At 64.9% G+C, this 14021-nt stretch carries 13 protein-coding genes and 1 tRNA gene; 7 read left to right on the top strand and 7 right to left on the bottom strand.

Going from position 1 to position 14021, the window contains the following annotated elements; genetic code table 11:
• Positions 1–17: 17 nt before the first annotated feature.
• Together rhaI and Q8M85_RS01340 are read right to left on the bottom strand one after the other, a co-directional pair.
• Positions 18–1304, bottom strand: coding sequence for an L-rhamnose catabolism isomerase (gene rhaI / locus Q8M85_RS01345; RefSeq protein ID WP_305539294.1), 1287 nt, complete (start codon positions 1302–1304; stop codon positions 18–20).
• Positions 1305–1313: 9 nt separating this feature from the next.
• The gene (locus tag Q8M85_RS01340) at positions 1314–3383 is read right to left on the bottom strand and encodes a bifunctional rhamnulose-1-phosphate aldolase/short-chain dehydrogenase (RefSeq protein ID WP_305539292.1); all 2070 of its coding nucleotides are present in this window, start codon (positions 3381–3383) and stop codon (positions 1314–1316) included.
• Positions 3384–3513: 130 nt separating this feature from the next.
• Between Q8M85_RS01340 and Q8M85_RS01335 the strand changes: the two genes are divergently transcribed.
• The 6 genes from Q8M85_RS01335 to rhaM all read left to right on the top strand — a co-directional run bounded on the left by Q8M85_RS01335 (position 3514) and on the right by rhaM (position 9440).
• Positions 3514–4341: a DeoR/GlpR family DNA-binding transcription regulator gene (locus Q8M85_RS01335; RefSeq protein ID WP_305539290.1), complete on the top strand. Its 828-nt coding sequence runs from the start codon at positions 3514–3516 to the stop codon at positions 4339–4341.
• Positions 4342–4382: 41 nt separating this feature from the next.
• The gene (locus Q8M85_RS01330; RefSeq protein WP_305539288.1) at positions 4383–5432 is read left to right on the top strand and encodes a substrate-binding domain-containing protein; all 1050 of its coding nucleotides are present in this window, start codon (positions 4383–4385) and stop codon (positions 5430–5432) included.
• Positions 5433–5499: 67 nt separating this feature from the next.
• Positions 5500–7011 (top strand): sugar ABC transporter ATP-binding protein, encoded by a 1512-nt coding sequence (locus tag Q8M85_RS01325; protein WP_305539286.1) that lies wholly within the window; start codon positions 5500–5502, stop codon positions 7009–7011.
• Between the two features lie 157 nt (positions 7012–7168).
• Positions 7169–8173 carry an ABC transporter permease gene (locus Q8M85_RS01320; RefSeq protein ID WP_305539284.1) on the top strand — a complete coding sequence of 335 codons (1005 nt, stop codon included), beginning with the start codon at positions 7169–7171 and terminating at the stop codon, positions 8171–8173.
• Positions 8170–9126: an ABC transporter permease gene (locus Q8M85_RS01315; RefSeq protein WP_305539283.1), complete on the top strand. Its 957-nt coding sequence runs from the start codon at positions 8170–8172 to the stop codon at positions 9124–9126. The genes Q8M85_RS01320 and Q8M85_RS01315 overlap by 4 nt, the downstream gene beginning before the upstream one ends.
• Positions 9123–9440: an L-rhamnose mutarotase gene (gene rhaM / locus Q8M85_RS01310; protein ID WP_305539282.1), complete on the top strand. Its 318-nt coding sequence runs from the start codon at positions 9123–9125 to the stop codon at positions 9438–9440. The genes Q8M85_RS01315 and rhaM overlap by 4 nt, the downstream gene beginning before the upstream one ends.
• Positions 9441–9502: 62 nt before the next feature.
• Here rhaM and Q8M85_RS01305 read toward each other — a convergent pair whose 3' ends face one another.
• Positions 9503–10855, bottom strand: coding sequence for an FGGY-family carbohydrate kinase (locus tag Q8M85_RS01305; RefSeq protein WP_305539281.1), 1353 nt, complete (start codon positions 10853–10855; stop codon positions 9503–9505).
• 67 nt (positions 10856–10922) lie between these two features.
• Positions 10923–10998 (bottom strand) — tRNA-Arg (locus tag Q8M85_RS01300).
• 241 nt (positions 10999–11239) lie between these two features.
• Here Q8M85_RS01300 and Q8M85_RS01295 point away from each other — a divergent pair.
• Positions 11240–12259: a LacI family DNA-binding transcriptional regulator gene (locus Q8M85_RS01295; RefSeq protein WP_305539280.1), complete on the top strand. Its 1020-nt coding sequence runs from the start codon at positions 11240–11242 to the stop codon at positions 12257–12259.
• 99 nt (positions 12260–12358) lie between these two features.
• Here the strand turns inward: Q8M85_RS01295 and Q8M85_RS01290 are convergent, their stop codons facing one another.
• From Q8M85_RS01290 to Q8M85_RS01280, 3 genes are read right to left on the bottom strand one after another with little or no spacing between them, the layout of a single operon-like run.
• Entirely contained in the window at positions 12359–12808 is a 450-nt protein-coding gene (locus Q8M85_RS01290) for an NUDIX hydrolase (protein WP_305539278.1), read from the bottom strand.
• Between the two features lie 7 nt (positions 12809–12815).
• Positions 12816–13097: an NfeD family protein gene (locus Q8M85_RS01285; RefSeq protein ID WP_305539276.1), complete on the bottom strand. Its 282-nt coding sequence runs from the start codon at positions 13095–13097 to the stop codon at positions 12816–12818.
• 1 nt (position 13098) lies between these two features.
• A complete protein-coding gene (locus tag Q8M85_RS01280) occupies positions 13099–13980 on the bottom strand; it encodes an SPFH domain-containing protein (RefSeq protein ID WP_305539274.1) in 882 nt (293 codons plus the stop codon).
• Between the last annotated feature and the right edge of the window lie 41 nt (positions 13981–14021).

The following is a 14021-nucleotide window of genomic DNA, read 5'->3' as shown; positions in this document are numbered from 1 at the left end:
TCCCCTCCGGTGCGGACCTACACGATGCCGGACGACGACCCCTTCACCTCCGGCCGCTCGTTCGCCACCCGCTCGCGGTAGCCTGACGCCCGGTAGGCCGCGATGGGATCGTAAGCCCCGCCCTGCCGCATCCGCGCCTCGGCCAGAATCGGCGAGACGTCGGTCAGAAACCCCGCCTTCAGGCAACGATGCGCGGCCATCACGTCATTCGCGTCCTGCGCCTCGGCCAGGGCCTTCCGGTCCACCAGCGACGCCTGCACATAGGCCCGCGCGATCTCCACTGCGCTTCCCATCAGGCTTTCGATCGGATCAGTGACGTTGTGGCTCTGGTCGATCATGTAGCTGGGGTTGAACCCTTTGGCCCCGCGCAGCTCCGCCTCGACCAGTTCGTTGAAGACCAGAAACAGCCGGAACGGATCGACCGAGCCTGCGTCCAGATCGTCATCCCCGTACTTCGAATCGTTGAAATGGAACCCGGCCAGCCGCCCGACATGCACCAGCCGCGCGACGATCTGTTCGATGTTCACGTTGGGGGCGTGGTGACCAAGGTCCACAAGGCATTTCGCCTGTGGCCCAAGGGCTTGCGCGGCCATCAGGGACGACCCCCAGTCCGAGATCACCGTCGAGTAGAACGCCGGCTCGTACATCTTGTGCTCGATGAACATTGCCATCGACGGGGGCAGGGCCGCATAGACCTCCTCCATCGCCGACAGGTAGTTCTCGAACATCTTCGAAAGGCTTTGCTGTCCTGCAAAGTTGGTGCCGTCCCCGATCCAGACCGTCAGCGCAGGGGCCCCCAAAGCCTTACCGATCTCGATGCACTCGATGTTATGCGCCACCGCCTGCGCGCGGATATCCGAACGGGCGTTCGCCAACGATCCGTAGCGATAGGACAGCGCCTGATCCGTCTGGTCCTGGAAGGTGTTCGAATTCACCGCATCGAACCCCAGCCCGTACTGCGCCGCCTCTTGCCGCAGCGCGTTGTAGTCGGAAACCTTGTCCCACGGGATATGCGGGCTGACCGTCCGCGTCCCCCGCGTCAACTGCTGGATCACGCCGCAATCGGCCAGCTTGTCGTGGATGCCCCGAGGCTCCCCACGCCCCGGAAACCGCGCGAACCGGGTGCCCCCGGTGCCCACGCCCCAGGTCGGCACCGCGACCGACCAGGCTATCGCGCGGGCCACAACCGCCTCGATGTCCAGGCCACGCCGTTGAAGCTTCCGCCCCAAAGCGCCAAACTCATCCTCATGCGCAACCCGCGCCGCTTCGTTCAGCGACCCGACCAGATCTTCGGAAATCAGCATCCCCGCCCCCTAGCGCGTGAAGGACACGGCATTGCCCGCGTCCACGTTCAGGAAATTGCCCGTCGATTTCGCCGACAGGTCCGAGGCGAAGAAATAGACCCCCTCGGCGATGTCCTCGGGGAAGACCGACCGCTGCAACAGGCTGCGCTTGCGGTAGTGCTCCTCCAGCTCCGACACGGCGATCTTGTTCGACGCCGCGCGCTGCTCCGACCACTCGCCCTTCCAGATCTTCGACCCGCGCAGGACGGCGTCCGGGTTCACCACGTTGACCCTGATGCCCAGCGGAGCCCCCTCCAGCGCCATGCAGCGCGCAAGGTGGATTTCCGCCGCCTTGGCCGTGCAATAGGCCGACGCGCCGGGCGACGCCGCCACCCCGTTCTTCGACGAGATGAACACCATCGACCCGCCGATTCCCTGAGCCTTCAGAACGCGATAGCCCTCACGCCCCACAAGGAAATAGCCGGTGGACAGGATGTCCATCGTCTTGTTCCACATCGCAAGCGTCGTATCCTCGACCGCCGCGGCACTGGTGATCCCGGCGTTGTTCACCAGCGCATCCAGCCCGCCGTATTCGCTGACCGTGTATTCCACCGCCGCGATGACCGCCGCTTCACTGGTCACGTCCATCACCACGCCCCGCACCATGTCGCGGCCATACCGCTTGGCGAACCCCGCCACGACCTCATCCAGCGCGGTCTGGTCGATGTCGGCCAGCACGACGTTGCAGCCCTCGCGCAGCAAGCGTTCGGCGCTGGCCGACCCGATCCCGCCAGCCCCCCCGGTGATAAAGGCGACCCGGCCCTGCATCGCCTTCGGCTTCGGCATCCGCTGCAGCTTGGCCTCTTCCAGTAGCCAGTATTCGATGTCGAAGGCTTCCTGTTCGGGCAGGCCCTGATAGTGGGAAACGCCCGAAGACCCCCGCATCACGTTTATCGCATTGACGTAGAATTCAGCTGAGACGCGGGCGGTCGCCTTGTCCTTGGCAAAGGACAGCATCCCCACTCCGGGGATCAGATAGATCACCGCGTTGGGGTCCCGCATCGCAGGCGAGTTGGGCCGCTTGCAGCGGTCGTAGTAGGCCGCATAGTCCGCCCGATACCCGGCGATTAGCCCGTCCAGCGCGTCGGTGTCGGCGTCCGCAGGCACCACCAAAGGCTTGATCTTCGTCCGCAGGAAGTGGTCCGGGCAAGAGGTTCCCATCGGTGCCAGTTGCTTAAGCGAATGAGAGTTCACAAACTCCAGCACCTCTGGCGCGTCGGTGAAATGCCCCACCATATGCGCCCCGCCCGAGATGCGCCCCCGGATCAGCGGCATCAGCCGCCGTGCGGTGGCCTTGCGGTCTTCAGCGGGCAATGAGGCCACCTTCTCGCCGCCAAACACCGGCCGCTTCACGTTCGCGTCCAGCCAGACCGCCGCGCGATTGATCATCTCCAGCGTCAAGAGGTAGCAGTCCTTCGCCGTGTCCGCCCAGGTGAACAGCCCATGTTGGCCCAGCACCACGCCTTTCAGCTTCGGGTTCTCCTCGGCCATCCGGCCCAGCTTGATCCCCAGGTCGATCCCCGGCCGTTGCCAGGGCAGATAGCCAAGCTCACCGCCAAAGATCTCCTGCGTCAGCCGCACCTGATCCGCCGAGGCCGCAATCGCGATCACCGCGTCGGAGTGGACGTGATCGACATGGGCAAAGGGCACGAACCCATGCAGCCAGGTGTCAATCGACGGCGCGCGGGGGTTCAGGTTGAAGATCGTGTGCCCCAGCGCCGCGACCATCGCGTCTTCCTGATCCAGCCCCCGGTACTGCGCCCGCAGCTGCATCAGCTTGGTCATGTAAAGCGTGGCGAAGCCGTCCAGCTTCATCGACCCGATGTCCCCGCCCGACCCCTTGACCCACAGGACCTGCACGTCATCCCCCGACAGCGGGTCCTTGTGCGTGACCTTGGCGCTGGTGTTCCCGCCCCCGAAGTTGGTGATTCGAAGGTCCGATCCCAGAAGGTTCGAGCGGTAGAGCAGCTTGCCCGGCTCGTCCAAAGTGGCGGCATAAGCGTCGTCCCACAGGGACTTTAGGGTGATTTCCTGGGTCATCGGTCCGACTTTGGCTGAAAGGAGTTGCGGCCAAGGATAGGGACGAAACGCTCACAGTCAATCACGAAACACCATTCTGCGCCGCAGAGACCTTTCCGCAATGCAGCATTGCGATTGTTTGTTGACGGATATGAGCGATTCTGACAGCCTTCCGTCCATGATGCACGAACGCGAAAGATGGCAGTTGATCCTGACCCGCCTGCGGGATCGCGGCATTGTCCGCGTCGCCGATCTGGTGGGAGTGACCGGGGCTTCGGTCGCCACCCTGCGCCGCGACCTTGCAAAACTGGAAGACTCTGGCCAACTTCGCCGCGTCCACGGTGGCGCGGAATCGGTCGCCTCGGGCCAGACACCTCTGACTGCGCCGTCCTTCGACGCCAGCCAGACGTTGAACGCCGATCTGAAGCGCGCAGTCGCCTGTGGCGCGGCCGACCTCTGCCAGGACGGCGACTCGATCATCCTGAACGCGGGCTCGACCACATGGTTCATGGCGCAATGCCTGCGCCAGCACCGGATGCAGGTTCTGACCAACTCTTTCCCCATCGCGCAGGAGCTTATCAGCCATTCGATGAACCGCGTCGTCCTGCCGGGGGGTGAGCTTTACCGTGAGGCCGGGATCATCCTTTCCCCCTTCGACGAAGACGCGATCCAGCACTTCGCCGCGTCGAAGATGTTCATGTCCTGCTATTCGATCACGCCCTTGGGCATCATTGAAAGCGACCCGCTGGTGGCCCGGGCCGAAGCCAAGCTTCTGACCCGCACCGAAAACCTGATTGTCGTCGCCGACAGCTCCAAGTTCGAGGCGCGCGGCAACATGGTGGTCTGCCCCCTGACCCGCGTCACCACGCTGGTCACCGACACGGGCGCGCCGCCGCACATGCTGGATCACCTGCGACAACTGGGTGTCGAGGTGATCCTGATCGACCCTAAGGAAGCGAAGGTCCTGACCGCGGCCTGAGGAGGGCACGGCAGGCATAACAAAACGGGAGGAGACTACCAATGATGATGAAACTTTCCGGCCTTGCCCTTGCGGCGGGTCTTGCGGCCAGCCTGATGGGCTCGACCGCGTTCGCCGAAGCTGTCACCGCAACGCCGGGGCAAGAGGTCAACGCCGTCCTCCTGCCGAAATTCCTCGGCATCCTGCCCTTCGACCAGGCAAACCGCGGTGCTCAGGAAGCCGCAGCCGAGCTTGGCTCGACCGGCAAGCTGGAATTCATCGGCCCGACCCCGGAAAACTCGGCGGCCGGTCAGATCGAGATGCTCACCACGGCGACCACCCAGAAGCAGCATGTCGTGATGCTGTCGAACAACGCGGGCGACCAGATCGCCCCCGCCGCCGAAGCCGCCGCCGCTGCCGGCACCAGGGTCGTGACCTGGGACAGCCCGATCCCGAACGGCGCGGGCGAGGCCTTCTTCGTCGCCCAGGTCGACTTCGGCTCCATCGGTGTCGTGATGGCCGACATGGCCTTTGACCTGGCCGGTGGTGCGGGTGAAGTCGCGATCCTGTCGGCCTCCCCCGACGCCTCGAACCAGAACGCCTGGATCGAAGCGATGAAGGGCACGATGGCCGCCGATGCCAAGTACAAGGACCTGAAGCTGGTCGACGTCGTCTACGGCAACGACCAGTCCGAGGAATCCTACAACAAGGCCCTCGGCCTCGTGGACAAGTACCCTGACCTCAAGGTCATCATGGCCCCCACCACCGTCGGCATCGTCGCCGCCGCCAAGGCCATGCAGGACGAGGGCCTGTGCGAAAAGGTCAAGGTCTCCGGCCTCGGCCTGCCCGCCGAAATGGTCAGCTACTCTCTCAACGGCTGCGCCCCCGCCTTCGCGCTGTGGAGCTTCGTCGACCTCGGCTATCTGACCTACCAGGCGTCCTACGCCCTCGCGACCGGAGCCATCAAAGGCGAGGTTGGCGAGGAATTCACCGCCGGCCGCATGGGCAGCTTCAAGATCGAGGAAGACCCGGGCCGCGCCGGTGCCAAGCGTATCCTGATGGGGCCGTTCACGGTCTACACCAAGGACAACGTCGAAGCCGCCGCCAACTAAGGCCGCCTTTGCTCCCTGGGGGCCGCCCATGCGCGGCCCCCTTCCCCTTCTCGCATCGGAAAACCCCATGACCCAGCCGGTCCTGGAACTGCAAGGCCTGTCCAAATCCTTCGCCGCCACCCAGGCGCTGAAGGACATGTCCTTGTCGGTCATGCCGGGTGAGGTCCACGCCATCGTCGGCGAAAACGGCGCAGGCAAGTCGACCCTCATCAAGATGATGACCGGCGTCCACCAGCCTGACGCAGGCTTGATCCTGGTCGACGGCCAGCCCGTCACCCTGCGATCCACCCAGGCCGCCCAGGACGCAGGCATCGCCGCGATCTATCAGGAACCGATGGTCTTCCCCGACCTCAACGTCGCCGAGAACATCTTCATCTCGAACCGCGCCAAGGGCCGCATCATGCGCTGGTCCGAAATCTACGCCGAAGCGCAGGCCCTCATCGCCCCCCTAGGCGTCAAACTCGACGTCCGCCGCGCCGCATCGGGCCTCACCTTGGCCGAACAACAGACCGTGGAAATCGCCCGCGCCCTTTCGCTGAAGGTCAAGGTCCTGATCATGGACGAACCGACCGCATCGCTGTCCGCCCACGAAGTCGCCCGCCTCCTCGACATCGCCCGCGCGCTCAAGGCCCAGGGCGTCGCCGTCATCTACATCAGCCACCGCCTGGATGAGATCTTCCGCATCGCCGACCGCGTCACCGTGATCCGCGACGGCCAGCACATCAGCACGAAACCCATCGCCGAGGTCACCGAAGACGGCCTTGTCAAGGACATGGTCGGCCGCGCGCTGGAAAGCTTCGCCGTCAAGACCGCCGCCAACCCGCACGGGGAAACCCTCCTCTCGGTGAAAGACCTCGCCTGCGCAGGTGTCTTCAAGGGCATCACCTTCGACCTCGCAAAGGGTGAGGTCCTCTGCCTCGCCGGCCTCGTCGGCGCGCGGCGCACCGATGTCGCCCTCTCCCTCTTCGGCATCGCCCCGGCGACGACGGGCACCATCACCCTCGCCGGGACCGAAGTCCGCATCACCACACCGCAACAGGCGATGGATCTCGGGATCGCCTATGTGTCCGAAGACCGCCGCAAGCTTGGCCTCGCCATGCCGCTGCCGATCTTCGCCAACATTTCGCTCGCAAGCTTGAAGAAACTCCTCAAACCCTTCGGCCTTATCGATCGCCAGGCGGAATCCGCAATGGCCGAAACCTACCGCAAGCGCCTCGCCATCCGCTCCCCCGACACGACGACCGAGGTCGGCAAACTGTCAGGTGGCAACCAGCAAAAGGTGATGCTGGCCAAATGGCTGGAGACGAAACCCCGCGTCCTGATCTTCGACGAACCCACCCGCGGCATCGACGTCGGCGCCAAGGCCGAGGTTCACGCGATCATCCGCCAACTGGCCGCCGAAGGCGTCGCGATCCTCGTCATCTCCTCCGACCTGCCCGAAGTCCTCGCTCTCGCCGACCGCGTCCTCGTCATGCGCGAAGGCCGCCAGGCCGGCATCCTGCCGATCGAGGACGCCAGCCAGGAACGCGTCATCGCCATGGCTGCCGGGCAAGCCACAGCAGAGCGACCCGCCGCATGACCGCGCGCCACCCTGACACCCATTCATCTGTCTCCAAATATCCCCGCCGGAGGCAAACATCCGAGCCGGTTGCGCGCCCTTCGCGCGCAGAGGCGAGACAAAAGACTTGCGCGTCAGCGCTCCATTTGAAAACCGCCCTCTCCACCGGGGGCCACGCATGACCCTCCTCACCCGCGCCTCGCCGCAAACCCTGCGCCTTCTGGCGCTCGGCCTTGCCCTCATGGCCACGATCCTGTTCTTCGCGACCCAGATCGAGGGCTACCTTTCCCCCCGGATGTTCAACCGGATCAGCACCTCCGCCGCCGTGGTGCTGCCGCTGGCCGTGGGGCAGGCCATCGTCATCATGACCCGCAACATCGACCTGTCGGTCGGGTCGATCATGGGGGTCGTCGCCTACATGGCCGGCCAAAGCCTCAGCGCGATGCCCGATTTGCACCCCATCCTGACGGTCCTCCTCTGCATGGCAATAGGCGCCGGGTTCGGAGCGCTGAACGGCATCATCATCGCCTTCGGCCGCGTGCCCGCGATCATCGTGACCCTTGGCACCCTCGCGCTCTATCGCAGCTTCCTTGTCGAATGGTCCGACGCCAAGACGATCACCACCGCAAGCCTGCCGCAATGGCTGGTCAACCTGCCACAGGCCAATGCCTTCTCCATCGGCGGCCTCGACGTCCGCGTCACTGTCGTCCTCGCCCTGGCCGCCTGCCTGGTGACCGGCCTCGCGCTGACCTTCTACCGCCCGGCCCGCCGCTTCTACGCCGTCGGTTCCAACCCCGACGCCGCCGTCATGGCCGGGATCAACGCCCGCCGCGTGGTCCTGTCGGCCTTCATCATCTCCGGCGCCTTTGCCGGCCTCTCCGGCTTCCTGTTCCTTGCCAAGTTCGGCAACATCACCGTCGTCGCGGGCCTGGGGTTCGAGCTGAAATCCATCGCCGCCGTAGTGGTTGGAGGCGTCTCGATCATGGGCGGCACCGGCTCGATGATCGGCGTCCTCATGGGCGCGCTTCTGGTCGACACCATCGACAACTCCCTTACCCGCTGGGCCGTGGTCTCGGAATTCTGGCGCGACGCGCTTCTGGGCGGCCTCATCATGGCCGCGGTCACCCTCGACACCCTGGCCAGCCGCCAGTTGACCCGGATGCGCAAGGGAGGCACCGAATGACCAGGCTCCTCACCCCCTGGGAAACCGGCCTCCTCGCGGTCTTCGTGGCGACCCTCACCCTGAACGCCAGCTTCGCGCCGGAATTCCTGACGGTCCAGAACCAGATCAACCTCTTCCAGCTTTCCATCGAGAAGATCATCGTCGCCCTGATCATGACCCTCGTCATCATCAACGCCGAGATCGACCTCTCCGTCGCCTCGATCATGGGTCTTTCGGCGGCCCTTTTCGGCTATATGGTCAATGCCGGGATGCCCGGCGGCCTTGCCATCCCGATCTGCCTCGCCGCCGGGCTGCTGGCAGGCCTCGTCAACGCCGTCCTCATCGCCCGCGTCGGCATCCCGTCCCTCGTCGTGACCCTCGCCATGCTGATCGGCTTCCGCGGCCTCGCCCGGGTGCTGGTCACCGACAACTCGCTGGGCAACTTCCCGAAGTGGTTCACCGACCTTGGGCAAAAAGGCCTGATCGGCCCGATCCCGCTGGCGATCCTCCTGTTCTTCGTCCTCCTCGTCCTTCTCGGCATGACCCTCCACCGCTCCAGCTTCGGACGTCAGGTCATCGTGATCGGCACCAACGCCGAGGTCGCCCGTTTCTCCGGCCTGAACGTCGCCCGGGTCAAAACCACCCTCTTTCTCCTCTCCGCTCTGATCTCCGCCCTCTGCGGCCTCCTTTACGCCGCCCGCCTTGGCTCGGTTCGCGGCGACACCGCCTTCGGGTTCGAACTGGACATCATCACCATGGTCCTTCTGGGGGGCGTGAGCATCTTCGGCGGCAAGGGCAGCATGGTGGGCGTCCTGCTGTCGATCCTCATCATCCTGAACCTCAGGAACGGCATGGGGCTGATGAACATCACCGGCCACATGCAGACCGGCGTGATCGGCACCCTGCTGATCGCCTCGGTCCTGCTGCCGAACCTCCTTTCCGACTTCAAAGCCCGCCGCAGAAAGGACGCATGATGCAACGCCACGCCTTCAAGATGCGCCTCAACCCGGGGATGGAGACCGAATACACCCGCCGCCACGACGAGATCTGGCCCGATCTTGTCCAGCTTCTGAAGGACGCAGGCATCTCGAACTACTCGATCCACCTCGACCGCGAGACGATGACCCTCTTCGGCTACCTCGAACGCTTAGACGACCACAGAATGGACGACCTGCCCAACCACCCGGTCATGAAACGCTGGTGGGCCTACATGGGCGACATCATGGCCACGAACCCCGACGGCTCCCCCATCGCGATCCCCCTGATCGAGGCCTTCTACATGCCCTGACCGCTCGTCGTGCGCTTCGCTTCTCCTCGCTTGCGACGAGAAGCCGAAGGCGCACGAGGAGCCTACCGCAGAGCAACCGCCTCCCGCCACGCACTCACATATCCGGTCCACAACGCATCGCTCTCCGGCAATACCTCCACCGCCGAGGCCGCCTTCGCCGTGAGCGCCCCCGCCAGCAGCGCCGCCCCCAGCCCCGTCCCGGCCCCCTGGCCCGAGCCGCGCACGACCCGCCCCGTCGCCGTCGCCAGCATCCGCAGGAAGGCCGCGTTTCCGCCAAACGCCCCCTCCACGATCACCGGCCCCTCGGCCCCGGCCAGATCAAGACATTCCGCCCCCATCAGCGCCGCATAGAACGACGCCGCCGCCATCCGCGCGCCCCCCTCCGGCTCGCCACCGATCCAGCCGAACCGCTTGCCCGGATACGGCCCGGTGTCGGGATGCAACGACGGCATCGCCATCACCCGCCCCGCCAGCACCGCCGCAAGATCATCCGGCGAAGGCTCGACGATCCGCCCCCCCATGATCTCGTCCATCTCGCGCCCGCCCATGAACCGCGCCGTAGGCACCGGCTGCCCCAGCGCATTCACGTTCACCAGTACATCGCGGGCTGCGTCCAGCGTCACCGCACGACCACCCAAAGCCATCACGATCATCCAGGTCCCGGTCGACAGGACCCCACACGGAGCCTCCGCCAGATGCGGCACCAAGGACGCGTTGGAATCATGGATGCCGCACAGCACCGGCGTCCCCACAGGCAACCCCGTCGCCTCGGCCACCGAAGGCAACACCGGCCCCAGCACATCCGCCGCCTTCCGAACCTGGGGGAACAATCCCGCCCACCCCATCCGCGACACCAGCGACGAAAACCGCCCCTGCCACGGGTTCCACAGATCGGTGTGACAGCCCAGCGACGTCGCCTCGCTTGCGGTCACGCCCGACAGCCGGAACGACCAGTATTGCGCCAGCATCAGCACATGCCTGACCCGCGCAAAGGCGTCGGGAAAGGCGCGGGCCTGCCAGAAGACCTGCGCGCCGACGTTCAGGCCCAAAGGCAAACGCGGCGACCCCGTCTCGGCAAACCCCGGGCGCACCGCCTCATACTCGGCGCCAAGCTCATCCGGCCCGTCATGCTCATAATCCAGCATCGGCAGCGCAAGCGCGCCCGCCTCGTCCAACAGCACACAGGCCGCCCCATGCGTCGTGATCGATACCGCATCGACCCCCCGCGCTGCGGCAAGCCCAAGCCCGTCCAGCGCAAAGGCCCACAGCATGTCCATGTCGTGATGCGGATAAAGCCCATCGCGCCGCACCACATTCGGGGTCCGCGCCAGCACCTCCTCGGCCCCCGTTGCAAGGTCGACGACCAGCACCTTGGCATTGGTCTTGCCGATGTCCAGAACCGCAATCCGCCGCATCCACCCGCCCCCCGGAAAACCCGTGGCAAAGCCTATCCGACTGATTTTAGGGAAGGAAGCGTCACGATGGTGACCCCGGATGGATTCGAACCATCGACCTGCCGCTTAGGAGGCGGCCGCTCTATCCCCTGAGCTACGGGGCCACGGATGACGTCATGCGACGAAACGCACCACAATTCAACTGTCGGAAATGAAAAGGGGAGGCAAGTTTTGGCCCACTACCCCCCCTTTGGTCCGTCGTGTCCAGTTTGAGAGCTTGCAGGACGCGGCAGATATGGCCAGCACATGATGGCTGTTAGCGGTAACAGTAGCAGACGAAACCACCTTGGACAAGCCTTCTCTTTGGCGCTAACAAGGGATACCGCCCACAATCGGATCAGCGCCTTGACCAAGCCGACCCCCGACCCGCGCCACACCCTTACTCTTCGCGATGTGTCCGAGGCGTCTGGCGTCTCCGAGATGACGGTCAGCCGGGTCCTGCGCAACCGCGGCGATGTCTCGGCCCCCACGCGGGAAAAGGTGCTCGAGGCCGCGCGTGCCCTTGGCTATGTTCCGAACAAGATCGCCGGGGCGCTGGCCAGCCAAAGGGTCAACCTTGTCGGCGTGGTGATTCCCTCGCTTTCCAACATGGTCTTCCCCGAAGTGATGACCGGCATTTCCGAAGTGCTGGACGGCACCGGACTGCAACCTGTTGTCGGCGTGACCAACTATCTGCCCGACCGCGAGGAATCGGTCATCTACGAGATGCTGTCCTGGCGCCCCTCGGGGATGATCATCGCGGGTCTGGAACATTCTGCCGCCTCGCGCGCCATGCTGGCCCGAGCCGGAATCCCGATCGTCGAGATCATGGACATCGACGGCGACCCGATCAACCACGCCGTCGGCATCTCGCACCGCCGCGCCGGGCGTCAGATGGCCGAAGAAATCATTGCCGCCGGCTACCGCAAGATCGCGTTCCTGGGCACCCAGATGCCGAACGACTTCCGGGCCAAGAAGCGCCTGGAAGGCTTCGAAGAGGCGCTGGCCAAGGCAGGCCTGTCGCTGGTCGACCGCGAATACTATTCTGGTGGCTCTGCCCTCCTGAAAGGCCGCGAGATGACCGCAGCCGTTCTGAACCGGACGCCGGACGTCGATTTTCTTTATTATTCCAACGACATGATTGGGGCAGGGGGTCTGCTTTACTGTCTTGCCCAGGGCATTGACGTCCCGGGCAGGATCGGCCTTGCCGGGTTCAACGGGGTGGAACTGCTGGACGGCCTGCCCCGCAAGCTGGCCACGATGGATGCCTGTCGGCTTGAGATCGGCAAGAAGGCCGCCCGGATCATTGCCGAAGCGCCAGAGGCATCGCAGGTCGAAGAGCTGTTCCCTACGCTTCAACCCGGCGACACGATCCGCCGCGCGTAGGGTGCGCAACAGCGCACCGACAAAGGGCACGCAGCAGCGTGGGTGGCGTCAGATCCAGATCTTAAGAAACGGTTAACGCCCGCGACCAAGATATTGAAATCATTCGGGTATACTCGATTGTCCACCGTGGACACCCTGCAGTTCTTCCCACACGATCCCCGCTCGCCGCTGCATTTCCGGGACCCCCAGCGGATGAGCCAGGAACCCCTTGACAGGCATCAGCTCCCAGCCTTGCCCCTCGTCTCCGAAGCAGACCGAGGCGACTTCATCCCGCGACAGCCGCCCCCCGAAGAAGACCGATGTCCGCCCTGTCTCGAACATCGATGGGAACACGCGGCGCCATACCAGCCGGTCCTCCGAAAGCCGCAGCCCGAACTCCTCCCAAAGCTCGCGCAAGAGACAGTCCTCCGGTCCCTCGGCCCCCTCGCGCCCGCCGCCCGGCAGGTCCCAAAGGCCGGGCCAGCGCAGGCCCGGTTTCTTGTCGCGCAGGTAGACCAGCACCGAGGCCCCACAGAACAGTGCCGCCTTGGCCCCGGTGAACTCGGTCACGGCCCGGTCAGGGGTTGTCGTTGATGTCGCGGTCCCACAGCTTCACCTGACCCTCGCGCACGCCCACGACCCGGCGCAGCACCAGCCAGGCGATCACCGACACGACCGCAAAGATCAGGATCAACGCCGGCACCCCGGCGGTGATGCCAAACCCGACCAGCGCGCCGGTGACGATCGCCCCGATGGCGAAACCAAGGAAGATGTAGCCCGGAGCCAGGATCTCCAGCACGCCCAGGGCGAAGCCCAGGACGACCCAGGCCCACCAGGTTCCGACGAGCGAGGTCAGCATCTCAGCTCCGTCCTTTCAGCATCTTGAACGCATCCCCGAACGCCTCCAGAGCGTTGGCTGGGATGAGGATGGTCTGTTTGCCCTGACCGACCGCGATGGCCTGCATCGCCTCGACCTGCTTCAATGCGACCTGGAACTGCGCGGCCTCCAGGCCGTTTTCCTTGATCGCAACGGCGATGACACCGGTCGCATACGCCTCGGCGTCGGCGGTCACCCGGCGCGCCTTTGCGGCCTGTTCGGCGGCATAGAGATCGGCGTCCGCACCAAGTTCGACCGACCGCTTCTTGCCTTCGGCCTCCATGACCTGCGCCCGCCGCGCCCGTTCGGCGTTCAACTGCTGCAGCATGGCGGCGCGCGTCTGTTCGTCCAGGTTCACGTCCAGGATTTCGGCACGGGTCACCTCTACCCCCCAGTCGTCGACCATCGCCGTGACCTGCTCGCGGACCCGCTCGATCAGCTGGGCGCGGTTCGACTGGACCTGGTCAAGTTCCAGCTTGCCGATCTCGGACCGGACGATCCCGGCTACCGTCGTCGCGATGGCGCCGTCGACGTCCCGGATGCGGTAGACGGTCTTTTCGGGCTCGGTCACGCGGTAGAAGACTGAGGTTTCAACCTTCACCAGCACGTTGTCGGCGGTGATGGCGTCCTGGCTGGCGGTGGGCAGCTGGCGTTCCAGAACGCTGACCTTATGGGCGATCCGGTCCAGAAATGGCACCAGGAAGTTGATCCCCGGCCCAAGCACCGACCGCAGACGGCCAAAGCGTTCCACAACGTGCTTTTCCGACTGGGGAACGATGCGGACCCCCAGGAAGATCGAGATGATGATGAATAGCGCGATAAAGATATAGACCAGCGGCCAGCCGATAAGATCCTGGATGTCCACGTAAAACCCCCTCTTTCAAATCTGGGCGCATGTCGCGTCCG

The sequence above is a fragment of the Tabrizicola sp. genome (genome assembly GCF_030694085.1).
GTDB lineage: Bacteria > Pseudomonadota > Alphaproteobacteria > Rhodobacterales > Rhodobacteraceae > Tabrizicola.
The sequence above is the reverse complement of the archived record's forward strand: the minus strand, read 5'-3'. Positions and strand labels throughout refer to the sequence as shown.

Coding starts and splice junctions, on each gene's coding strand:
- Q8M85_RS01315 (WP_305539283.1), top strand. CDS start 8,170: ATGACCAGGCTCCTCACCCCCTGGGAAACCGGCCTCCTCGCGGTCTTC.
- Q8M85_RS01305 (WP_305539281.1), bottom strand. CDS start 10,855: ATGCGGCGGATTGCGGTTCTGGACATCGGCAAGACCAATGCCAAGGTG.
- rhaI (WP_305539294.1), bottom strand. CDS start 1,304: ATGCTGATTTCCGAAGATCTGGTCGGGTCGCTGAACGAAGCGGCGCGG.
- Q8M85_RS01325 (WP_305539286.1), top strand. CDS start 5,500: ATGACCCAGCCGGTCCTGGAACTGCAAGGCCTGTCCAAATCCTTCGCC.
- Q8M85_RS01285 (WP_305539276.1), bottom strand. CDS start 13,097: ATGCTGACCTCGCTCGTCGGAACCTGGTGGGCCTGGGTCGTCCTGGGC.
- Q8M85_RS01330 (WP_305539288.1), top strand. CDS start 4,383: ATGATGATGAAACTTTCCGGCCTTGCCCTTGCGGCGGGTCTTGCGGCC.
- rhaM (WP_305539282.1), top strand. CDS start 9,123: ATGATGCAACGCCACGCCTTCAAGATGCGCCTCAACCCGGGGATGGAG.
- Q8M85_RS01335 (WP_305539290.1), top strand. CDS start 3,514: ATGAGCGATTCTGACAGCCTTCCGTCCATGATGCACGAACGCGAAAGA.
- Q8M85_RS01340 (WP_305539292.1), bottom strand. CDS start 3,383: ATGACCCAGGAAATCACCCTAAAGTCCCTGTGGGACGACGCTTATGCC.
- Q8M85_RS01320 (WP_305539284.1), top strand. CDS start 7,169: ATGACCCTCCTCACCCGCGCCTCGCCGCAAACCCTGCGCCTTCTGGCG.